The sequence below is a fragment of the Saprospiraceae bacterium genome, from assembly GCA_016714025.1.
Classification (GTDB): domain Bacteria; phylum Bacteroidota; class Bacteroidia; order Chitinophagales; family Saprospiraceae; genus Vicinibacter.
Genome location: JADJOB010000001.1, coordinates 301,397 through 326,983 on the forward strand (window position 1 = coordinate 301,397; position 25,587 = coordinate 326,983).

A 25,587-nucleotide genomic window follows, 5' to 3' on the forward strand; every position below is an offset into this window, starting at 1 on the left:
TTTAATCAAGCAACCCTTTATTTTTTAATGTCAGAACATGCAATACAGAAAATTAGGGCATTCCGGATTACAAGTCAGTTTACTTTCATTTGGTTCCTGGGTGAGTTTTCACAATCAAGTAGACCAACAACTTGCTGCAAAGCTCATGGCTTATGCATATGATAAAGGCATAAACTTTTTTGATAATGCAGAAGTCTATGCCCATGGCAAAGCAGAAATAATCATGGGTCAGGTTCTTAAATCCATGCAATGGGATCGAAGCAGTTACCTGGTATCCAGTAAAGTCTTTTTCGGGCGAGGAGATAAAAGACCCAATATGACCGGATTGAGTCGCAAACACATTCGGGAAGCCTGCGATGAAGCGTTAATTCGAATGCAATTAAATTATCTGGATTTGTTTTTTGCCCATCGCCCGGATAAAAACACACCCATCGAAGAAACCGTGTGGGCTATGAATCAATTAATCCATGCCGGAAAAATCCTTTATTGGGGAACATCGGAATGGTCTGCTCAGGAAATCATGGAAGCCCATCTCTGGGCAAGACAATATCATTTAATCGGGCCTACCATGGAACAGCCTCAATACAATATGCTTACAAGAAATAAAATTGAAGTTGAATACAGTCAAATTTTTAAAACCGTTGGACTTGGAACGACCATATGGTCTCCATTGGCCTCTGGCATATTAACTACCAAATATCTCAACAATCAAATTCCTGAAGGAAGTCGAATGGCATTACCAGAATACCAATGGTTAAAAGAAAAAAATTTACTACCTGAAAATTTAAAAATAGCAAGCCAATTAAATCTACTTGCACAGCAACTGAATACAACACTTCCTAAATTGGCAATTGCCTGGTGTGCACAGAACCCAAACGTAAGTACAGTCATTTTAGGGGCTACCCGATTGGAACAATTGGAAGAAACCATTGAATCTTTAGATGCATTGCCTTTATTAACAAAAGAAGTAAATGAACAAATTGAGAATATATTAAATAACAAACCTGCAACAACACCCTATTGAGTCCTGTTCTATTTTTGTATAAACTATTTGACGTATGAAATATCTTGCCTTGTTTTTATTCTCCTGCTTTACATTCAATGCGTTTTCACAATGCGATTATTCCTCTGGGCGTTTTGCAGTTGCATCTGAGAAGAAATTGCTTTACGGCATACTCCCGGATTACAGAGACTTACAAGATTCCTTGTTTTTGGATATTTATTACCCCATTGGATCTCCTGAAATTCAAAAACCGCTTGTCATTTGGGCATTCGGCGGTGGTTTTTTTCAAGGCGCCCGTGAAGATTTTGCTGCCGTTTGTAGTGATCTGGCGAGCCGGGGCATTGTTTCTGCTACCATAGATTATAGAATTGGCTTTGATGGACCGTATCCGACCTTAGGTCCGCCATTTTCTTATGATGTTGCCGAAATTATTAGAGCTGGTTACCGCGGTGCCACCGATATGAAAGGAGCCATTCGATTCTTAAAAGCAAAATCCAACCAATATGGAATTGATTTGGACAGGATTTGGATTGGAGGAGCAAGCGCTGGGTCAATTGTTGCCTTAAATGCTGCATTTCTTGATCTGCCATCTGAAAAACCAAAAGAAACTGGCGCCATCTCACCCATTGGGACAAAAATACGATCCGATTTAGGACCCATTGAAGGAGTGCTTAACCAAAATGGTTATGATTCAAAAATTCAGGGTGTCTTCAATATTTTTGGAGCATTACTGGATACGAATGCAATCAATACGGATAATAAAATTGCAGTGTTTTCTTATCATCAAATCCAGGATCCGGTGGTTCCTTGTGATGCAAGGCCTCCATACTATAACTATACCTTTATTTCAAATAACTATCCAGTTGCTTATGGAACCTGTGTAATAACAGAACGTCTAAAAAACATTGGGATGGACCCACTGTATTACGAAACATGGATTTACCAGGGCAATCAACATGCTACCCATGACAATGAAGCCGTCATCGATTTTCTATTGCAACAAGCAAAACCATTTTTCTGTAAAACAATTACAAATTCCAGCACTGAAACCTCACAACCACTAGATGGTGTTTATATTATTCCAAACCTGGTTTCTGATTATTTTGAAATTAAAAATGCACCAGACCAATTTGGCTTTACTATTTTCAATGCAGCCGGACAAATTTTAACACATGAAAACAGAACTACTAATCATTTAATTCAGGTTTCCAATTATAAATCCGGAGTTTATTTTATGACGATTTATAATGGTTCTTCACAAAAAACCTTGCGTTGGATTAAATATTAATTTATTCTGTTCTCTTAATGAAATACGATGTACTGATTGCCGGAGCCGGCATTGTGGGGGTATCTACAGCCTATCAGCTGCTTAGCAGATCTCCGGATTTGCGCATCGTGCTTTTAGAAAAAGAAGCCGAGCCTGCAATGCATCAAACGGGCCATAATTCGGGTGTCATGCATTCCGGAATTTATTATAAACCTGGATCGTATAAAGCCTGGAATTGCATACAAGGCTATCAAATGCTGGTAGAATATTGTAATAAACATGACATTCCATATAATTTAATCGGCAAATTAATTGTAGCGAATCATGCCAATGAAATTCCTAAATTAAATCAAATTTATAATAATGGAATTCAAAACGGACTACAGAATTTAAAATTACTGAATCAGGACCAGGTTACAGAAATTGAAAAAAATGTACGCTGTTTACAAGCGATCCTGATTCCTCAGTCTGGAATAATTGACTACAAGAAGGTGGTTAAAAGTCTTGCATTAAATATTAGCAAAAATGATTCCCAGATTGACACAAATAAAAAAATCATAAGTGTCCAACAAAAAAACAATCAACTTATTGTTCGGTGTTCAGATCAATCTGAATATGTAACTGATTTTTTTATTAATTGTTCCGGACTGCAATCAGACCGGATTGCGAAAATGTGTGGATTAAAATTAAATTTTAAAATCATTCCATTTAAAGGAAATTATTTTAAATTAAAACAAGAAAAAAAAGACATTGTCGAGCGACTCATCTACCCGGTACCTGATCCCCAATTTCCATTCTTGGGAATCCATTACACCCGATTGATGAATGGCGATCAAACCTTAGGACCAAATGCTGTTTTAGTATTGGACAGAGAAGGATATTCAAACCATGCATTTGATTTAAAGGATAGCATGGACATTATAAATTATTCCGGTTTTTGGAAATTAATTGCCAAGCACTGGAAAACCGGAATTTCTGAATATCGCAGGAATTATTCTAAAGCATATTTTGCAGCAAAAGCCTGTGAAATGACTCCAGGCATCGAACCACAAGACCTTGAACCAGCTGGTTCCGGAATCCGTGCCCAACTGGTAGACGATCAGGGATCCATGGTAGAGGATTTTGTACGCCTCCGCAGTGCGAATATGATCCATGTTTGCAATGCCCCTTCACCTGCTGCAACTGCCGGACTTTCAATTGGCAAACAAATTGCAGATTGGTATTTTGAGAAGGATTAATATTTACAGTTCCCTGGATTTGATTGTATCTTTGCACACCTTTAAAACATGAAAACGAATAATACTTACCAGGCTATTTGCAGGAATACTAAGATTCAAAAAAGTTTTGATGAAATTGAATCAATTCCTTTAAAAAAAACAAACCCCAATCAATTTTACCTATTGCATAAAAATAGAAATTTTAGTTTCGAATTTATAGATGCAAATCTTGAAAAAAATTGTATTGAATTAAAAAGTTCCAATAAAATTTTCCAAGTTCAAATTAATGGACCCATACAACAATTAATTCAAACATTGGGTTATCATGAAGGCAAAGCCAAACACACCGATGCCTTGCTCGCTCCCATGCCGGGAGTCGTATTGGATATTTTAGTCACTCCGGATGCAACTGTTGCGAAAGGAGATCCATTAATCGTTTTGGAAGCCATGAAAATGGAAAACATACTCCGGGCATCTCATGATGGCGTCGTTAAAAATATTTTTGTTATAAAAGGCGACAAAGTGGAAAAAAATAAAATTCTAATTTCTTTTATCTGAGTGTATGAATTCAGATTCGATAAATAAAATCTGGCCAAAACAAAATCTGGATTCCTGGATCGAACAAATTAAAAAAGAAAATCCTAATCTAGAAATTGCCCAGGCTGATCGGAAAATAGATGACGCGATTACGGTCAAAGCATTTCCGTTTTATACGGATGGTTTAATGGCAAGCACCATTCATTCAGATTCCTTTCCTTTTAAACCGTGGAAATGTGGAATTCATATACAACTCAGCGATGCGAAACAGAACAATGAATTTTTACTCCACGCATTAAAAAATGGAGCAGATTACATCAGCCTTGAATGCAATTTATCTATGGATGGTGATTACCTTGATATCTTGCTTCATACCATTCAATTGGATCTCATTACGAGTCATTGGAACGTTTACGATGATACGACAGCACATGAAATTGAAACTTATATCTTATTAAATCATCCAGGCTCTGAATTTTATATCAATCATATCACCGGTGACTTTTCAGAAAAAGCCAAACATCTGTTCGTTTCATTACCAACATACAATAGCATCAGTTGGACTAAGGCATTGAGTACTCTGTTTAACTTTCTTTCAAAAACAAATTTGACTTCTGAGAAACTAATTATATCAATAAATCTTGGCCACGACTTTCTGGTAAATGTTGCTTCTGTCCGTGCACTTAAATTGCTTTTACGACAATTTGAAACGGTCTTTCAAATTAATTTGAATCCCCATTTTGCACTTACAATTGATCCATCGGTAATGGATGATTCAATTAATTCAAACCTGATCAGTTTATCAAGCATTGCACTTTCAGCCGCTCTCTCAAGTCCTGATGTAATTATATTACCCTCATCAGACCAAGCATTGGAGAATAAAAATAAAAAATGGTTGCGTACTTCTGTCCATCTACTGCAGATTTTGCAACATGAAGCTTTTTTAAATCAAACACCTGATCCATTATCTGGTTCGTATAGCATAGAAAACTTAACAGAACAAATTGCCGAACATTTATGGAACAGTATTCAATTGAGTTTAAATTATGATTAGTAAAATACTTATAGCCAATAGAGGAGAGATTGCTTTACGTATTATCCGTACTGCAAAGAAAATGGGTATTAAAACAGTTTCCATATTTAGTGAAGCAGATCGCTATGCCCGGCATACGCTTGCTGCAGATGAAGCTATTTATATTGGTGAATCTGCATCCAGAGATTCCTATTTAAAAATGGATCGCATTCTGCAAGCCGCCATTGACACAAATGCAGATGCCATTCATCCAGGCTATGGTTTCTTAAGTGAAAATCCGGCTTTTGCAAAATTAGTGGAATCATCATCTATAAAATTTATTGGTCCACCTGCTTCCGCAATGGAAAAAATGGGTAGTAAAATTGGAGCTAAACAAACTGCTACAAAAATGAACGTTCCTTTAGTTCCCGGAACGGATCATGCGATTCACTCTTTAGAAGAAGCCAAACTAATCGCCACTCAAATTGGATTTCCATTATTAATTAAAGCATCCGCAGGTGGTGGTGGAAAAGGAATGCGTATTGTCAATTCATTGGATGAATTAGCGCAACAATTAAAATCAGCCGGAAATGAGGCCATGGCTTCCTTTGGTGATGCTTCTGTTTTTATAGAAAAATATATTTCAAAACCAAGACATATAGAAATTCAGATTTTTACAGATTCATATGGCAATGGCATTCATTTATATGAACGTGAATGCAGCATTCAAAGAAGGCATCAGAAAATTATTGAAGAAGCCCCATCAAGTTGCTTATCCCCGGAACTGCGTGAAAGAATGGGCCAAGATGCTTTGAAACTCGCCATGGCTTGTGGCTATGTAGGTGCAGGAACTGTTGAGTTTTTAGCCGATGAGTATTTGAATTATTATTTTCTTGAAATGAACACGCGATTGCAAGTTGAACATACCGTGACTGAAATGATAACCGGTATAGACTTAGTCCAATTGCAGATTGAAATTGCAGATGGCAAGAAATTAAATTTAAATCAGCAAGACTTAAAAATCAATGGACACAGTATTGAACTCCGTATTTGTGCGGAAGATCCATTGAATCAATTTTTACCTAGTACCGGAACCCTGGAGATGTATCGCCCGCCAACAGATCAAAGCATCCGATTGGATGATGCATATTGTGAAGGAATGGAAATTCCAATACACTATGATCCATTAATTGGAAAATTGATTTCACATGGTTCAAATCGCTTGGAGGCAATTGAAAAATTAAAAATTGCAATCAATCAATTTCAAATAAAAGGTATTGAAACCACCCTTGATTTTGGAAGCTATGTATTAAATCATCCTGAATTTATTCGGGGTGATTTTGATACTGGATTTATTCAGAAAAATTATGAAGCTTATCTGGCAAAAAACGAGGATGTGGAATTTGAAGAAGCAGCAGCCTTAGCTGCACTGAAAATTTATATAATGCAAATTAAGTCCCCTAAAATAAGTTCAGGACTTGTAACAAATTGGAAAAGCAACAGAAAAACTTATAACTAATTGTTGCATGCTGGATTTAAAAAAAATCAAAAATCTAAAGTGGACTCATCCGGATCTTCCTGCGCCGGAAGCAATAAACACATTTGATACCTCCGAATCGATTGTCATAAAATCTTATTTGAATCCAGCAGAGTTGGATGAAAATTATAAATATTATGTTTCAGGAATTGCCCCGTTTTTACGAGGCCCCTATGCAAGCATGTATTTAAATCAGCCATGGACGATCAGGCAATATGCTGGTTTTTCAAACGCTAAGGACAGCAATGCATTTTATAAAAAAAATCTGGCAGCAGGACAAAAAGGATTATCTGTTGCATTTGATTTAGCTACCCACCGCGGATACGATTCTGACCATCCTCGCGTACGGGGGGATGTCGGAAAAGCAGGTGTTGCCATTGATAGCATCGAGGATATGAAAATATTATTTGATCAGATTCCTCTGGATCAGATTTCAGTATCCATGACCATGAATGGTGCCGTGCTTCCGATTCTCGCATTTTATATTGCATTGGCCGAAGAACAAAACATACCAAGTCATAAACTATCCGGCACGATTCAGAATGATATCTTGAAGGAATTCATGGTTCGAAATACTTACATCTATCCACCAGAGCCTTCCATGAAAATTGTATCTGATATTTTTAAATATTGCTCAGCAAATCTTCCCAAATTTAATGCAATAAGTGTCAGTGGATATCACATGCAAGAAGCTGGTGCATCTGCTGAGATTGAATTAGCCTATACCCTGGCTGATGGATTAGAATACATCCGAACCGGCTTAAAGGCAGGATTAGACATTGATGATTTTGCTCCCAGGATTTCATTCTTTTTTGGAATTGGGATGAATTTTATGATGGAAGTGGCTAAGCTGAGAGCTGCCAGGTTGTTATGGGCCGAATTGGTTTCAGAATTCAAACCTAAAAATCCAAAATCACTGGCATTAAGAACCCATTGCCAAACTTCAGGCTGGAGTCTTACTGAGCAAGAACCTTTTAATAATGTCGCTCGAACGTGTATTGAAGCCTTAGCTGCGGTTTTTGGAGGCACCCAGTCCCTACATACCAATTCACTGGATGAAGCCATTGCCCTCCCCAGTGAATTTTCAGCAGGCATTGCCAGAGATACTCAATTATATATTCAAAGACAAACGAAGATTTGTAATACGGTAGATCCTCTTGGTGGTTCTTACCAAATAGAATATTTAACAAATCAGTTATACACTAGAAGCAAAAAGCTCATTCAGGAAATAGAGGAATTGGGAGGCATGACAAAAGCAATTCATATTGGTTTGCCCAAATTAAAAATTGAAGAAGCAGCAACCAAAAAACAGGCACGAATCGATTCTGGCATCGATTCAATCATAGGGGTTAATATCTATAATGAACGCCAGGAAGCTTCTGAATTTGAAATTCTGGAAATCGATAATGCCAGAGTGCGTGAAGAACAAATAGAACTTTTAAAAACCATTCGTTTAAACAGAAATCAAGAATTAGTGCAAGCTTGTTTAAACGAATTAGAGGCCCTGGCCCGTAATGGAAATGGCAACCTGCTGGAATGTTGCATCCGGGCAGCAAAGGCCCGTGCCACTCTTGGAGAGATCAGCCAGGCACTTGAAAATGTGTTTGGCCGTTATACATCTGACCCAAAAATTGTTTCTGGAGTATATTTCAAAAGTTTTCAGGAAAAACCAATGATGAATGAAGTCATTAAATTATCAGACGACTTTGCCAAATTAAATGGCAGACGTCCGCGCATCCTGGTTGCAAAATTAGGTCAAGATGGTCATGACCGCGGTTCCCGTATTGTCGCAACCGGGTTTGCTGATTTAGGTTTTGATGTTGACATTGGCCCATTATTTCAAACTCCTGCTGAAGTGGCAAAACAAGCTGCAGAAAATGATGTCCATGTGATTGGGATTTCTTCACTCACAGCGAGTCATAAAACTTTGGTCCCTGAATTAATTCAGGAATTAAGCCAAATTGGCCGTTCAGATATTTTAGTGGTTCTAGGCGGCATCATCCCGGAAAAGGACTTTGAATTTTTATATAATCAAGGTGTGATCGCCATATTTGGTCCGGGTACTCCGGTTCCTACTGCAGCTAAAACCGTTCTTCTCAAATTATTAGCGCGATACTAAATAATTAGCATTATTAATGTTGGCGGATAGGTAATAGTTGTTAGGTGATCGTTGTTAGTTGATAGTTGTTAGTTGATAGTTGTTAGTTGATAGCAGGAACTGTGGCTTCCTTGCTTCCTTGCTTCCTTGCTTCCTTGCTTCTTTACTTCTTTGCTTCTTTGCTTCTTTGCTTCCTTGCTTCTTTGCTTCTTTGCTTCTTTGCTTCTTTACTTCTTTGCTTCTTTACTTCTTTGCGCCTTTGCGCCTTTGCGTCTCTGCGTGAAATCAATTAGTTGTTAGTTGATAGTTGTTAGTTGATAGCAGGAATTGTGGCTTCCTTGCTTCCTTGCTTCCTTGCTTCCTTGCTTCCTTGCTTCCTTGCTTCCTTGCTTCCTTGCTTCCTTGCATCCTTGCTTCTTTGCTTCTTTACTTCTTTGCGCCTTTGCTTCTCTGCGTGAAATCAATTAGTTGTTAGGTGATCGTTGTTAGTTGATAGCAGGAACTGTGGCTCCCTTGCTTCCTTGCTTCTTGGCTTCTTTGCGTCTCTGCGTGAAATCAATTAGTTGTTAGTTGATAGTTGTTAGTTGATAGAAGGAATTTACCCTTACCTAAACTGAAAGTATTGAAAAATTGAAGAATTGCAACATTGCAGCATTGTAGCATTGTAGAATTGTAGAATTGTAGCATTGTAGCATTGAAGAATTGAAGAATTGAAGAATTGTTGCATTGAAGAAGTGATCAAAAAACAAATAAAACAAAAAGGCTGCCCAAATGGGCAGCCTTTTTATTTTTCAAACATGATTAAATGTTTATTTCAATTTAGTCATTCGCTTAGTAGCTGTGTGGCCTGCACCATCTAATTGATAGTATAGTACACCAGAGTTTTCGATCTCATCTTTCTCGATCTTCAAGGTATTTAAACCTTTCACACCTTTGATGTCATAAACCCGAACAACTTTTCCTGTAACATCATAGATTGTCAATAAAGCAGGACCTGCATTTGGTAATCTGAAGCTGATTGAAGTTTCAACCTCAAATGGGTTTGGTGAATTTTGGTATAATTCAAATACACCACTTTCAACAACACCATTGTCCGTACGAACACTTAAGTCAACTCCTTTAATATCCAATTTAGCATTGTATGCTTCTGCAGCAGTAATGTCACTGGTAATTGCCAACAGTTCTTCAATATTAACATCTTTCATTGCTGTAAATGTCAATGAGAATAACACATCGTCTTTACCAAAGCTTAATCCTTCTTTATTATTCCAGCTGGTTGTGATGATTCCATTTTCAAGAGATTTCATTCCGAAATTAGATTCATCCACATTAAGAACTCCAGATTTTAATTCAGTATAAACCATTGCTTCCTGATCAAATTTCAGAGTAAACTGGTACCCTGCAATATCATTAAAGTTGCTTGATTTAAACTCAACTGTATAGGTCTCACCGGCTTTCAATTTACCACTTTCAATTTCTAAATGAAGTTGGTCATTATGTCTGCTGGAAATTCCACTGAAGTTATGCGCTTGTGCATTGTTCGTAACATCTCCCATTTTAATTGCTACAAAATCTTCATTATGCTTACCAGCATCTGGCATAGGTATAACTGCTTCTCTTGGAGCTTTAAATGGATATGTAGGATCGATAAATGTGTAAAGTGTAGGTACAAACGTCCAGGATTGTACTTTACTGAATTCTGATGTAATACCCAAAATCAATCTTCTGATTTCAGAAACGTCAGCTGAAGTTATTGTAGCACTGTTATTAACATCTGCTGCAATCAGTTTATAAGGACTGTTCAAGCTTTCGATTCCAAGAATATGTCTTTGGATTTTAACGATGTCTGCAGTTGATACTCCGTTGATTGGATTATCAGTTCTGAATGGTCTAACGACATATTCTGAAGCAGGACCGTAATCCAAATCTCCAAACATAAAGTGTCCATCAGAATGTGTAATCACTTGTTTTTTCATTGAAGCACCTACATACATCTGAACATCGCCAAATTCAGTTTCCTCACCTTTCTCTGTCTTCAGATCTCCAGTGATTCTACCTTTCGCTGCTCCAGTATTAGGACAAACATCTTGATTGTCTTGTACGATGATTACTGTTTTGCAGTAGTCAGTATTTCCTTCTTCATCTTCTACCCACATTTGAACATCTACTAACAACTCGTCATTTGCACCTGCTGCTACGAAATCATCACAGCATATTGTAATGCTTGTTGCATTTGGATCTCCATTGAAATAGAATAATAAGTCATCCTGATCTGTACAATTGTCAAAGCTTCCTCTATCCAAATCTTTTGCCCAGATTGTTACGCACTTGCTTGTTGGCATTGGTACAGTAATTACTCCGGTCAAACAATATGGTGTTGGTGCTTTGCAATCTTTGATTTCAAATAATTGGCATAATGTTCCAATGTTTCCGCAACCATCTTCTACAAACCAGCAGATCTTATGGATACCAACTGGATAGTTACCGCTTGCATCGAATGGATTGTTTTCATCGTCAGCAGCTGGGTTATGGTGGAACAATGGTGTACGACCTGCAGCAAACTCTTTACGAGTTAATGGACCTACTTTATAGTCATAACCAGAATGCGCTCCTATTCCATCATTGAACAAATCAATTTTATAGTCATAGAATAACCAATCCAATGGGCTACAGTTATCTGTTGCATCTGCTGTTAAGCTGATGTGACCATAACAAATGTTGTCTGTTGCATTCTTAACTGCTGGTTCGCAATCTCCTACGCTGATACTTACAACTGGTTTGTCTGTGTCATGAACTTTGATAATCTGTAAATATTCCCAACGACCTTTTGTAGGATCGATGCTTGGATCGTATTGACACCAGTCAATTACTGTCCAATGACGTAATACTTTGAAGCATGCATCTGGTTCGATTGTGAATATTTCATCCACGTACTCGATACTGATTAATGAACAAAGATCATCTGCACCATTTTCTACAACTGGTCTTCCTAATAATGGATTGTCTGGGCTGATGTCAGCTCCACAACCATCAATAGTAGTTGCCTGACCTGTACAGTTACCTGGCCAGGTAATGTCATCATCAGGATCGCAATTGTCTGCTCCGTTGATATAGAATGGATCGCAATCAACAACCCAGATAATCTGAGTTCCTGTTACACTTACTCCATTTGGTCCACGAGCTACGATCGTACGGGTAATTTGACCCTGACCGCACTCTCTGTTATCATTTACACTGATGGTTGGTGTATTGCCGCAATTGCTTAAGACATATCCGTCAAATCCCCAAACCAATTCATATTTTCTGTCATAATGAGCTGTATCAAACAAACTTCTGTAGTAATCACAAGCTCTGTTCCAAGCTGGTGGATTTGATGGTGGTGCACCAGGTACATAACCAGGATATCCGGTAATGTCATTGCGCACACAGTAATTGTAACATACTAAGTCGTTAGTCACAACTTTATGACGATCTCCTAAGTCAGTCACAACACGTCCAAATGTAGGATCGTTTGGATCATCTAATTTATCTACATCAAACCAGAACCAGCAGCTCACCACAATATTTGGTGGAGGTACTACTGTTGGTACACCTTTATCCTGAACTTCAATTTCAATCATGCAGTCACTGTAATGACCAAACAAGTTTCCATTTTGATTCATTCTACTTGGTGCAATCGGACCGTCACCTGGCTCAAGATCAAATACTCTTAATACCACCATGATTTTCTTACCTACATCAGAGCAGCAGAATTTCACATGGTCATCAAAATAAATTTGATTGCCATCTAAGATCGAATTGTCATCACCATTTACTCCAGCACAGTTTGTACCGTTATCCGCCTGATTTGCATTGCTACCATTGTTGGTTCCTCTTAACTGATCCATACGGATTGCCTTAAAGAATACATGGGCTTTGCAGTTATCAAATGATCCGTCATTAATGTCTTCAGCGAAAATCTTTCCATAGTTATCACCAGCTGATTGATTGCCGGAAATGCTAACCACGATATTTCTATCACACACAGCAACTGGAGGTGTGTTATCAATAACGTTTACTTTGATAGATTTTTCTGTTTTATTACCACAAGCATCTTGCGCTGTAATAATTACATTATGAATTCCTAATTTCATATTGATGATGATCCAGCTTCCATCTGCTTGTTGGATTGGTGTTCCAGTCCAAGAGCGAACAGTATAGCTTACTGAATCAGAACAATTGTCGGTAATCCATGGGAATGGAACTTCCCAAGTACCATCACAAGTCCAAGGACCTGTACCTACGATTACAGTATCAGGATAAGCAACTTTTGGTCCTTCCTGATCCAATACCTTAATTACCTGAATGTATTCTACAGGGTTTACGCCAGCTAATGGTGGTAAACACATGTTTCTAACTTTCCAGTAACGAAGTATTTCATAACCGTTTGCACAAACATCATAAACCTCATCATCATATCTGATAGAGAGATTACATTCTTTATTGTCCTTGCTTAATGGTTGACCGCCCAATGATGGAATACCGGTTCCTAACCATTTAACAACCTGAGTTGGTCCCCAACATGCACCACTGTTTCTCCAGTTTGGATGCTCATCGTAATAAATTGGACTTGGGTTTGGATGCTGATCATTTACACCACCTTCCAAATAATTCCAACCTAAACGTTTTGGTATTCTATCTCCACTTAAATCTCTAGTAAATGGATCTACAATACTTGGATCACCACCGGTTGCATACCAGTATGCGCTATCCAACAAGTATCCATCAACACAATATGGTGAAGGTAAGATATGTGGAGTAACGTCTTTATCGTAACGTTTTTCATTACATTTCAATGCTGGTAAATCCAGGTTATCATAACTGCGTGGCCATTCAATTGCACTTAAGTCAAATCCTCTTACGCGGATGGTTTGAGTACACTGTGAGCCATTACCCAATTCATTGGTAACAGTAAATGTTCTGTGAATAATGAATGCAATTGGGAAATCGCAATCTCTTGCTTTTTCAATTACATCATCCCAATGAATGTCATAATCAAATACACATGTTGTAATAAGTGGATTACCTAAAACAGATGGATCCAATGAAGAATTACAAGGAACTGTGGTATCTCTTGGACAAGAAATAGAAGGAGTTGCTTTGTATTCAATACAAACTTTGCTCCAGCATTTATTTCCTGTTGTAGGATCAATTACAGTTACTTTGAAACATCTTCCGATATCAGCCGTAGTAAAGTTGTTACTATGTCTGGCACCAGTAATCCAATCTTCAATTATTAATGTGAATTTGTCTTTACATCCGTAGTTAATACCTGCCAATAATTCATCAGCAGTTAATGTACCTGTACAATTTGGACCTAAAGAGAAGTTTATCTGATCATGGCAAGCTAAGTCTGTGCCATTTGGACTAAACTCATTTACTGTGATCGTCCAGGTACATACTGAACTATTTCCTGCTCTGTCTGTGATCGTTGCTCTGATTACATGAACACCAATACTCAATTGAGAATTTAATGGTGGATCAACAACCAAACGAGTTGAATCACAATTTTCAAACCAGTTTAATGCTGGGTTAACTTCAAGGAATGCAAAGCACTCTCCACCCTGAAGATTAATAGTATAATCTTTTGGACAGTTTAAGAATACTGGTCTTTGCGTATCGCGAACAGTTACTTTAAACTCACAAGTACCTGTATTTCCAGACATGTCAGTCAATGTGTACACTACGCGAGTCATACCAACATCAAAACGCTGTGTGGTTTTAGAACCATTTGCAACGCGACCTCCTATTGGAACTTTTGGCAATGGTGCACCTGCCATTGGAACTGGGATGTACTCAACATCAACAGTACCCATACAACAGTTGTCCATTACATCCGGATGAATCCACATTAAGTCAGCAGCACACAAGTTTGGAATGTTGCTTATGATGGTATCTCTTTGAGCATATGCTCTTTGAGAAATGATCGTCAATGACCAAGAACTCAAGGTAAGTGAAGATGGAGCAGGTGAATTGTTTTCAACCTCCAATCTCCAGGTACCTGCTGCGGATTTAGGACACAATACTGAAAGTGGTTGATCTGGTTTATAGTTTAAGCCAGTTCCTAAAGTTCCACAATTTGCCGCATTGATCTTAGTAGGATCTAGATCTGATATTCTGAAGGCATTGATATTGGTTGTACCATTACAATTGCCATCATTCCACAATCTGATTCTTGTTCCATCTGGATGGATCAAGGTCACTTCTGAATTTGCAAAGTTTGTTACTGTTAAGTTTAAGTTTCTTACCCAAACATCAATGATCTTAGTTGCAGGATTTGCAGGAACTGTTAAACTAAAGCTAGTACAGCTTGGTCCAGTTGCAGTACCTGTTAAACCTGAGAATGTTAAAGTATCATTGGTTGCACACATTGGAGTTTCAGTATCTCTAACCAATACATTGAAACAACAAGTTGCTTTTTGAGCAGCAATTGTTTGTACTGAAGTAGTTAAACCATTGGATGGGAATACATAAGGCAACAATATTGGATTCACTGAACCAATACTTGCTGGCTCGCAAGCTTCTGCCAATCTCCAGTCATTAGCTGAATTATTGTCGAAGATGCACCATCTGTAGTAAGAACCACGGTCGTTATTTGTTGCACTGGTTCCACTCCAACCAGCTGCAGTCATAGCAGGTGTACCCTGACCAATAATATTATAGCCATTGGTTGTAACTGCGTCTACATTGCGTAAGCCCAGGTGATTTAAAACATAACCTCTTGGCATGTTTATAGCCACCTCAGGTAAGTTCATGTTGTAGAAGAACCTAGCAGGATTGTCTGGGAAACCAGGTATTGCTGCACCAACGTGTAAAGTCAACACGCCGCCTGCTGGTAATACCGGTCCAGGCATATTTGGTAAAGTATAGGTACCAACCAATGCTCCACCCTGGAAGATTTGAAGAGACAAACAACTTACATCAATTGATGATGGTCCGAAGTTAGTAATCTCCACATAATCCCCATTGGTATCAGAAGGAGCAATAAATGTAGGCAGTGGGCTGGTTGTACCAACTACTGTCGCATCTATTTGCTGGGTCACTTCAGTAATCAACAAGATCGGTTGATCTTGTACGGTATAGCATACAGAATTATTTCCTTTAGGGAAATTACTTCCGCTTGCATCGCGAATGCCTTTCTTAAGGGTATCGCCTGCTTCATTTTTAATAACGTATAATACAGCAGTATGCGGACAAACATCTTTAACAGATGCAGGTGCAAGACCTTGTAAATTATTTACACCACAAACACCTGGAGTATTTTCTACATCCACGTTTGCAGGACAAGTTATTGTTGGAACATCCCAGTAATCATTTACAACTACTTTAATCGTACAAGTATCTCTGTTATTGCAAAGATCTCTTGCTTCGTATTTCAATATCGTTGTACCTACTGGGAATCTGTATTGTACTGGATTTGGACCATAGATCTGAGTAATAACAATACTGTCTTGATGTGTGCAATTATCAACTGCAATCAATTTTGGTACTGTTACATATGCATCGCAATGATCCGCTTCTGCATTTTGTACAATAGGAGGAGGACAATTCAAGAATCTTGGTCTGGTGGTATCAACAATTGCAAAACGTGCACGGCTGGTAGTAAAGTTACCGCAGTCGTCTGTTGCTCTGAATGTCACATCCACATATCTTGAAGGTCCACATACTCGCACCCAATTTAAGGATTGGTAATCGTTGGTATAAGTGATTTGATCGCTGCAAGCATCTGTTGTAGAGAATCTTGCTCTGATATTTAACCAGCCGATTAATTCATCATCATTATTACCTGATAAATTCTCGCATGAAATTGTAGTATCTCTTGCTGGCGTAACTAAAGTTGGTGCCTGAGTATCTACGATAATAAATGAAGCTTCGCGAGTTGCAGAATTTCCTGAACAATCGTAAGCAGTAAATCTGTAAACAGTACTGTCTGTATTGCTGCAACGATCATATTCTCTAACTAAATCATGTTCAACGCGAACGGTACCATTGCAAGCATCTGCCAAAATCGTTCCATTACCATTAGCAGCCAACCACGCGTTCAACTGAGCAATGTTTCCTCTGCTATCGCACTGAGCAGTAGCATTAGAAGGTGGTACTGACCAAACTGGAAGTGTTGTATCACGAATAATAAATTTCGCGATAGTTCCTACAGAAATATTTCCGCATGAATCCAATGCATTAAACATATAGGTTAATCTGCGATTTGCACCACAGGTAACTTCAGTACGCATTAATGTAGTATCCCAAACAAAAATTCCATCATTCAACACGTTCAGATCTGTCTGAAGAGGCGTTGTATTTAAATACGCAAGCATATTTTGCTTGAGGTTTGCAGCATTCGGTTGTGGTGAATGGAAGTTTGTTGAAGTCATTCCACCAAACATTACAATACCACCTCCCCATAAGCTTTCTGCTAATACAGTTCCATTGGTTCCACCATTTTCACGGATAATTGTCTTCATAGTTGGAGGACCAACCAGAGAATGTCCATAGTATGAGCCACTGTATGTTGCTCCAGTTGGTGAAAATGGACCGTTGAAAATAGCGTGTGGGTTTGCCTGAATTACATTGGCTGTAAAGCTTGGATATTGAATTACAACTCCACCAAAGCCTAAGTTGATGTTTCCACCAACATTAGGTGCTGCATTCAAGAATAAGCGACCACCACAAGTAACCCATGATTCCATGAGGTTATTGTTATTACCGACAAACGTATTAAATAAGTTTGCACCTGCATCACTACCATCTACGTATACCAATCTATAATTTCTTGAGAAGACTGTCGCTGCATTCACATTAAAATCAAAACGATCCCAGTTTCCAACACCAAACACCGCATTCATTTCATTGGTGTAGGTATTTGATCCCCATGGGAATGGATTTGAAGTAATCAAAGCAACTCGAGCATTTGCTAAAGGCTGACAGCTTACGCCGCTGCATAAATCTGCTGCTCTTGCACCACCATGATTTGCAATCCATATTGCGAATTCCTGAAGATTTCCTCTACCATCGCATTCAACAGTTGTGTCTTTTGCTGGTGATAAAATTTCGGGAGCTGTACGGTCTACAATGGTAACGGTAGCCTGAGCTGAATTTGCATTTCCGCAAACGTCAAAAGCTGTAAAAGTTACTAAAGCTGACCCTGTGTTTCTGTTACATCCACCGGTTAAACCGTTGTAGTTGTTAGTATAATTTACAGTCGTTTGGCAAGAGTCTAAAGCAACTCCGTTTCCATTTGATCTTAACCAAGCTGAAATCTGAGAATATGGATCATTTGAATTATCACATTCTACTGTAAGGTTTTGAGGTCTTACATTCCAAACCGGAGGTGTTTGATCCCTAACTTGTAATGTAAATGTTATTGAAGATGTGTTTCCACAACGGTCTCTTACAGTAAATACTACTGGAATTGCAGCTCCGCAATAATTATTGATTAAACCAGAGAAGTTATTGGTCCAAGACAGGAATGTGGATGCATCGCAAGCATCTGTAGCAGTTGTACCTGCATGGGTATCAATCCAATTGTAAACTCTTGCATACACATCGTTTCCACATTCTACAACCAGGTTAGAACCACCGGAAATTACCGGAGGTGTTACATCCTGAACTGTATAGTTTGCATAACCAACCCGTGTGTTTCCACAAGCATCTGTAGCAGTAAATACAAATACATATACTCCTGTTCCAGGACTGCATGAAGATTGGCGATCAAATACGCGGCTAGAAACTGTAACCCCGGCACAATTATCCGTAGCACTTGCGCCAGCAGCCCAGGTAGCCATAGATGGGCTCAATGGGTTTTGGCAGTTTACAGTAATTGGTGCAGGTAAGTTTAAGGTCGGTCTGACTGTATCAGTATAAATATTTAAAGTATAGCTGTTGTTGCAACCGTTTGGATCATCCACTGTATAAGTAACAGCGTAGATTCCACAAGCATTGGCAACGAAAGTACCTGGACCGCCATTACCACTGTTGGTAACACCTAATCCAGTAAAGGTACCGCCACCCAATACAGGGGTTAAAGTAACCGATTGACCCACACATGGGTTAACCGGATTTGCAGTAAAGGTTGCATTCAATAAAGTACCATCTCTGATAGAGATCCGCTCACAATACACCTCACTGCAAACAATTTGTGCATTTGGAGGCGTCACCTGATTTGGTCCGGATGTTGGTCCGCAAGATGGAGTAGTAATGTTTTCCGTCATGCAAAGATCAAATACCAAACCACCAGGAGGAACTGGTCCGTTGATGGTGAATGAACCATTTGTTGTATTCAATGTGATCGCAGGGAGTGGTGTTGGGTTTGTAGCCCAAGTTCTTGTAACCGTTCCAGCAGGATCATATGAAGGACTATTTACTAAAGGACTGAATGTAGTAACCGGATCATTGGTAGACCAACAGATCTCATTTTGTACACTAAATCCAGGAGTTGGTTGCTCAGATATCTGTAAGCACGCTGTGTTTTGTGCAAAACATCCACCGCCTGTTGCTCCAGGTACTGTTTGAACTGTATAAGTAAAGCAATAACAACCTGCTTGAGTAAATACTAAATTTCCTCCCATAATTTGAGCACCGGATGGTGGAGTACCTGCAAAGGTCCATGTCCCACCAGCCGTAGTTGCACTGCTTGCAAACAATACAGATAATGGAATCACGCCACCTGGCTCAATAATACATGGGATTTGTTTGTTGACCAAAGTAGCATTTGCTAATGGTGCAACGATGATGTTTCTGCTCAATACGTTAGAACATCCATCTGGGCTTTGTACTGTATAGGTAACAACATGTGTTCCTACACCTGCTAATGCAGGGCAGAATTCATAATTTGGATGACCACCCGCTGCAGGTTGTACGCCCTGTCCGGTAAAGATACCTCCTGGAGTTCCTGTAACCAATGCATCTAAATCAACACAAGGTGCATCTACGCAAATTGGACCAAAACCAGTCCAGGTTGGACTAGAAGCAGTCACTGTGTTGGTTACTGTGATGGTTTGACAGAATTCTTTACGACATTCTACAAAAGTGCATCCACTGTTATCATAATGTTCTTGCATACAAATGGTTGCAGTACCTGCACCGACAATGGTAACTAAACCACCGGCAGAAACGGTCGCAACTGCATTGTTACTTGAACTAAATCCTCTTAAGAATAAGGTAGTATTCGGATGAGGCTGTGTACTCAATAAATAATTAGCAGGAATGTTGTATGTGATAGTTGGCACACCAACTGCCCAACAGGTTTGATCAGGAATACTGAATCTTGGTGTTGGCTCTTCTCCTACTGATAAAGTATAGTCAAAACTTGAAGTACAAGCTCCATCAGCACCCGGGAAGGCTGTTACGGTGTAACGAACTGTATAACAACCTGGATCGGTATAGACTAATGTTTCATTTTGAACAAAACCAGTAATACCTGAACCAATAGCATTGGTTGGGCTACTGATCAATGTCCATGTTCCACCGCGGGTTGCAGTTGGGCACAAGAAACCAGTTAAATCAAATTGTCCCATGGTGTAGTAGCTACCGATAAATACAGGTAATGTACTAACTGATGCATTGGTAAATCCACCATAAGTCTGAACAGAACCTAAACGATGCACTGCACAAGCAATACCAAAATTGTTTTGTGGGCATACTGCACTAACTGGTGCAAATACTTCAATATTATGTGTTTCTACAGCAGTACAACCTGCACCATTTTGTACAGTATAAGTAACTGCATGGATACCAGGACCTGCAATACCAGGACAGAATCTGTAATTCGGATGTGAAGGATCTAATTGAACTCCATTACCTGTGAATACACCACCAGTTGTTCCCGTGATTCTTAAATCCAGGTCAACACAAGGATCGTCAGTACATAATGGACCGAAACGAGTCCAACTTGGTATAGAAACAGCAGTAGTTTGGTGTACTGTTAATAATTCACAGTATTGTCTGCTACAGCTAATGCCGCCAGCAGCACCGCAAGCTGGGTAGTTTAAAGTTTCAGTTAAACAAATGTTGAATACGCCAGCACCCATAACGGTAATCGTTGGGTTTTGGCTTGTAGCCGTTCCAAAATTAGGAACCGGACCTGCACCGGATACGATGCTTGCAGTCCACTGGAAGGTTCTGGATGATGTACCGTTACCATAAGTTTCGCCATGGTAAGAAGTTGGTAATACTACAGAACCTGCAATTCCATTCCAACATACTTCTTCAGCAAGGTCGAAGCCAGTTTGAGGTTCTTCACCCAAAGTGATAAAGATGTCTTCAGAAACTGCAGCACAACCGCCAGTTGCACCTGTATATCTCGCAGGTAATGAATAACGCAATTGGTAACAACCAGGTCCTCCTCTCAATGTTTCATTACCAATAACAGCAGCTGAAGCACTTGATATAATAGACCAGGTTCCACCACGAGTTGTGTTAGTTCCTGCATATAATTGACTCAAATCAAATAAAATAAATGGACCTGAACCAAAGTCAAAGTCAAAACAAGAGAATGAACGATCCGCAATAAGGGATGGGTCATTAACCGGAGCTACATAAATTAATTTGCAATTGTATTTCATGCAATTGGCTTCTCCAGTCATCACACAAATCAGGTGATAACCTGGACCCGCTGCAGAAGGATTGAATGTACCCGTTGGGTCATTCCCTGTTCCATCCGTAACGCCATCACCAGACCAGATTACTTCTGCATTAAAATCAGGAGAATCATCATCCACAGATGCATGTGGGTTGCTTAATGATAAGGTATAGCTTGTAACATCCGCACAAATATTGCTTGGTAAGTTAAAGCTTGGATCGCTGGCAGCATAAACGATCATCACCATGGTATCCACTTCCTGACAGTTTGGACCATCCGGACTGTTCATACCAATGGTATAAGTAACCAGGTGCGTGCCTTCTCCCGCAACGGAAGGGCTAAAGGTCGCTGTAGCGCCATTACCGGCATCAACAATACCTGGACCAGCAAAAACTCCATTAACACCACAAATTCGTGTGGTTCCATTATTTCTTAAAGTATATAAGGCTGTATCGTTTGCGCAGAATGTTTGCTCACCAATTAAGTCAATATGAGCTTTTTGATTTATTGTAATTCTTCCGGTACAAACGATGTCCTGAGGACAACTTGTAATTCTATATTCATAATCAACATAACCGCAACCGCCGTTGTAAACTAAACCGGTAACCATGTCGCCAGTACTAACATTTACATCAAAATCGACTGGGTTTGCTGTAATTCTCACTAAACCATTACCAGATTGAACATCTGGCATTGTAGATCCGGCAGTAACTCCTCCAATATAGGAAGAACCACCACCACCACCAGCAGGCCAACCAGATCCATGGTCTTGCGTTGAGGTACCGCCTCCACCGCCAAAATAGCCGCCGCCACCGCCGCCGCAACCTTGTGCATTTACAGCAGTACCACCCTGGCCACCTTGGCCAGAGGAACCATTGGTTGCTCCGCGAGTTAATAAACCAGCTAAGCCACCAGATACTTGGGTACCACCGCCGCCGCCAATAGATCCGCTAAATCCGACTCCATCAGAACCAGTTAAGCCACCACCAGCACCACCATTAGCATTACAAGCAGCACCACCGCCACCAGCAGCAACGATTACACGATTTGCAAGACCAACACCTCCAACTCTTACATCAGAAGCGCCTCCGCCACCGCCGCCATTAGCAACTTGTGGGAAATTATCAAATCCTCCGTTTCCACCACCATTAAATCCTCCCGGATTGTTGGCGTCAACTGCAAATTGGCTGTCTCCTTGACCACCAACATAAATATTTAGAACCTGACCAGGGGTAACAGCAAGTGTTCCACTTGCAAAACCACCTCGACCACCCGTTCCGCATGGGCCACCCCAGCTTCCGTTTCCGCCCTGAGCACCCCAAGTATCAATTTGCAAGGAAAACACACCAGCTGGAACAACATATTGTTGAACACCACCAGTGAAATTGAATGTTTGGTTTACTGCTGGAGGATTCACGCCTGTACTGGTAACTCCAGTAACTGTAAACTTACCACCCAGTATCGCATTGGATGCTAAAAGATCCGAGAATGAAATGGTCGCCTTTGGATCTAAACAGGCTTTATAATCTTGAATTGTACAAGTACCGGCAACATTATTTCTAACTTCAACGGTTGTACAAATAGTTTCTTCACATTTTGGATCACCTACATTTACACAGACTGTGAAAAATCCAGGGCCAGGTAAACCGTCATAGTCCACATCAGGTGGTAAAAACTCAGCGGTTGTTCCGATATCGGTAATTCCATCTCCAAACCAACGAATGTTGTCTGCTGTCAACGGATTGCCTGCACGATCAACTGCATTAAACATGGATATAATCACTGGCCAAGCTCTGCTTTCACATAACACTCCCGGATTTTGGATACCGTAAGTTGAGGATGCTGCAGGTGCTTTTTGATAAACGGTCACTACATCGGTCCGTGATATTTCCGGACAAACACCAGAAGGATCTTGAACAGACCAGCTAATGCTGTAGTTACCTGCAGGAGGATTTAAATCAAAAGTTGGGAAGGTAAATGCACCAATGGTTGTTACGTGGCTACCTCCTGGAATTAATCCGGAAAATACCCGTACTATATAATTATCACAACCTCTTAAATTAGTTAAAGTTGAAAAGGTACCATCTCCTTGACAACGGATGTCAGTAGTAGCAACTTCCAACTCAGCACAACGGTGGAAATCCACGTTGATGGTATCTCTGCGTGCATTGTTGTTGCAATCAGTATATTCATAAATGATTCTGCTAATTCCGCAACCGTCATTATAAAGGGCTGCATGTGAATTACCCGGTCCTGGAGGAGGAAGTAACACAAAATTTAAACCACCAGGATTCTGGATGATCCAGTTACCGCCTTCCGGAGCAGAACCTAATAAGAATGTTTCTAAATCGATGAGTTCATCCGGACAAACGCAGAATGCAAAATCTGCGATCAAGTATGGAGGATTGGTGCTTTGTTCTACATTGATCACGCGGGTTAATTCTACGTGACAATTGGCATCACCAACCGTATAAGTAACTGCATAAGCGCCTGGTTGGGTTGGATTGAAAATACCACCGCCCGCATTGCAACGTCCTGGTGATACAGCATCTCCACTCCACTCTCCACAGGTTACACCTGTTATTAAAGTACATAAGTTTAAAGGCAATTGGCCTGTATTTAAACAGATACGACCTGGGTTGGTCCAATCTGCATCTGCAGGATTTGCACGAACAAAAATTTCACAAGAACCTATGTTATTATTCACATTCCCTGCGCAATCTCTTGCACCAAGAGGAATAAGATCTGGACCTAAGAAATAACAATCCCAGTAATAATTACCTGGTAAAACGAATATTTCAGGACTTGGATCACAGTTATCAGAAATCATAGCCAATCCATCAAAAAAGTCTGATGGTAAATTAGCAGTAGTATATTGACAAGTAACCGGATCAATATCTAAATTTAAATAAGTTACTCCGGGAGGACAAACGACTGTTCCTGATGGAGCAGTATTATCTTGTACTGTAATAATTGCACCGCAATTATGAACCACAGGACCATTTCCATTACAGTCGGTATAAGTAAAGCTTACATTAATTGTTGTTGGATTCGGACAAACCAAACCACTGGCATTGAATGGCCCAGGTGGAGGTGTTTGAACAATTGCCGCTGGATTTATAGGATCGCAATTGTCTGTATATAAACCGGCAAACCTTAAATCCGGAATAATTACTGTACAATTCGCACCTGCATTTAAAGTAATATTAGCAGGACAATTTGCCGTTGCAACAGGAGGGGTATTATCAAGAATCAAAAGTGTAGTTGTGCAACAGTTAGCAGGTACTGATGGGAAAGCAGGATCTAAATTTCCATTTCCAAAACAGTCTTGAGCACATATACGATAAAGATCTAATCTTGCTGAAGGACATATGATTCCTCCAGGAACTCTCAGACAAGCTGTATTTACTGGGCAAGAGGCATCAGAATATAAACGGTAACTTAAAGTAAAACCAGGGCCACCACATATATCAGATACAGTTGCTAAATTTCTTAAATCCGGGACATTGTACTGGCAAGCAGCATTCCAAAATATGGTTTGTTGCGGTGGACAAGTTACAGTAGGCAAGGTTTGATCCCTCAAAGTAACGGATTGAATCCCTGTACCGGTATTACCGCAAGCATCCGTAACCCGAATGGTTACTCCATAGGGTCCCTGTGGACTGGTTGGGCAAGACAATGCCGGAGGTAAAGATGAGATTACGGTAGCTGTGCTTAATAAGTACATATCTGTGGTACAATTGTCATCCACATTACCTGAATTCAAGGTTGCTATAATCTGAGGAGCAGTTACAGTACAACCAGGTCCGACATCTAAGGTAATGCCGGGAGGCGTCACCGTAGGAGGGGTAACGTCTCTTAACAATACCACATCGGTACGTATTAAGGAACACAGGATATCATCCGATGGGTCTAAGACGTTTCCTATAAAAAAGAACAGGGCTGTCACCAATACGTTGACATCCTCATTTGCACAGGTGCCCGATTTGGGCGCTGTATAAGGAGTGCCCGCCAAAGGCGCTTGGTCGATGGTTATTAATACATAACCAGGACCCGGCGTGGGTGTCCAGCGAGGGATTACGTTTGGTACAGTAATACTACAGCCTGCATCAAAATTGACTGTAAGATTTGGTGGTCCAGTTGGTCCGGTCAACGTATTTCCGGAACCCACGGTACAGGTTGGCTGAGCGAAAGCCATTGGAGTCAAGCCTAGGATTAAGACTAAACTACAACACCATCCGAGTAACCTGGATCGTAAACTGGCGTCAAATGTGGAAAGGTTTATCATGAGATTAGT

The 25,587-nt window shown here is 39.9% G+C and carries 8 protein-coding genes; 7 read left to right on the forward strand and 1 reads right to left on the reverse strand.

The window, feature by feature from the left end:
* Positions 1–37 precede the first annotated feature (37 nt).
* Genes IPJ80_01225 through scpA form a run of 7 tightly spaced genes read left to right on the forward strand, consistent with a single transcriptional unit; the run spans position 38 to position 8,692 of the window.
* Positions 38–1,024 (forward strand): aldo/keto reductase, encoded by a 987-nt coding sequence (locus IPJ80_01225; protein ID MBK7912103.1) that lies wholly within the window; start codon positions 38–40, stop codon positions 1,022–1,024.
* Between the two features lie 34 nt (positions 1,025–1,058).
* Positions 1,059–2,291, forward strand: coding sequence for a carboxylesterase family protein (locus IPJ80_01230; GenBank protein ID MBK7912104.1), 1,233 nt, complete (start codon positions 1,059–1,061; stop codon positions 2,289–2,291).
* 17 nt (positions 2,292–2,308) lie between these two features.
* Positions 2,309–3,508 (forward strand): L-2-hydroxyglutarate oxidase, encoded by a 1,200-nt coding sequence (lhgO, locus tag IPJ80_01235; protein MBK7912105.1) that lies wholly within the window; start codon positions 2,309–2,311, stop codon positions 3,506–3,508.
* A gap of 48 nt (positions 3,509–3,556) precedes the next feature.
* On the forward strand, positions 3,557–4,045 hold the full coding sequence (locus tag IPJ80_01240) for an acetyl-CoA carboxylase biotin carboxyl carrier protein subunit (protein MBK7912106.1): 489 nt from the start codon (positions 3,557–3,559) through the stop codon (positions 4,043–4,045).
* A 4-nt stretch (positions 4,046–4,049) separates the two neighbouring features.
* Positions 4,050–5,078: a hypothetical protein gene (locus IPJ80_01245; protein MBK7912107.1), complete on the forward strand. Its 1,029-nt coding sequence runs from the start codon at positions 4,050–4,052 to the stop codon at positions 5,076–5,078.
* Entirely contained in the window at positions 5,071–6,555 is a 1,485-nt protein-coding gene (locus IPJ80_01250; GenBank protein ID MBK7912108.1) for an acetyl-CoA carboxylase biotin carboxylase subunit, read from the forward strand. Before IPJ80_01245 ends, IPJ80_01250 begins: the two co-directional genes overlap by 8 nt.
* A 7-nt stretch (positions 6,556–6,562) precedes the next feature.
* Complete coding sequence (scpA, locus tag IPJ80_01255; protein MBK7912109.1) at positions 6,563–8,692, forward strand: methylmalonyl-CoA mutase; 2,130 nt, start codon at positions 6,563–6,565, stop codon at positions 8,690–8,692.
* A gap of 788 nt (positions 8,693–9,480) precedes the next feature.
* Here the strand turns inward: scpA and IPJ80_01260 are convergent.
* Complete coding sequence (locus tag IPJ80_01260; protein ID MBK7912110.1) at positions 9,481–25,578, reverse strand: HYR domain-containing protein; 16,098 nt, start codon at positions 25,576–25,578, stop codon at positions 9,481–9,483.
* Positions 25,579–25,587 lie beyond the last annotated feature (9 nt).

Bases quoted from the DNA above. Each gene is read 5' to 3' on its own strand.
- IPJ80_01225 (MBK7912103.1), top strand. From the start codon at position 38: ATGCAATACAGAAAATTAGGGCATTCCGGATTACAAGTCAGTTTACTT.
- IPJ80_01245 (MBK7912107.1), top strand. From the start codon at position 4,050: ATGAATTCAGATTCGATAAATAAAATCTGGCCAAAACAAAATCTGGAT.
- IPJ80_01240 (MBK7912106.1), top strand. From the start codon at position 3,557: ATGAAAACGAATAATACTTACCAGGCTATTTGCAGGAATACTAAGATT.
- IPJ80_01250 (MBK7912108.1), top strand. From the start codon at position 5,071: ATGATTAGTAAAATACTTATAGCCAATAGAGGAGAGATTGCTTTACGT.
- scpA (MBK7912109.1), top strand. From the start codon at position 6,563: ATGCTGGATTTAAAAAAAATCAAAAATCTAAAGTGGACTCATCCGGAT.
- IPJ80_01260 (MBK7912110.1), bottom strand. From the start codon at position 25,578: ATGATAAACCTTTCCACATTTGACGCCAGTTTACGATCCAGGTTACTC.
- IPJ80_01230 (MBK7912104.1), top strand. From the start codon at position 1,059: ATGAAATATCTTGCCTTGTTTTTATTCTCCTGCTTTACATTCAATGCG.
- lhgO (MBK7912105.1), top strand. From the start codon at position 2,309: ATGAAATACGATGTACTGATTGCCGGAGCCGGCATTGTGGGGGTATCT.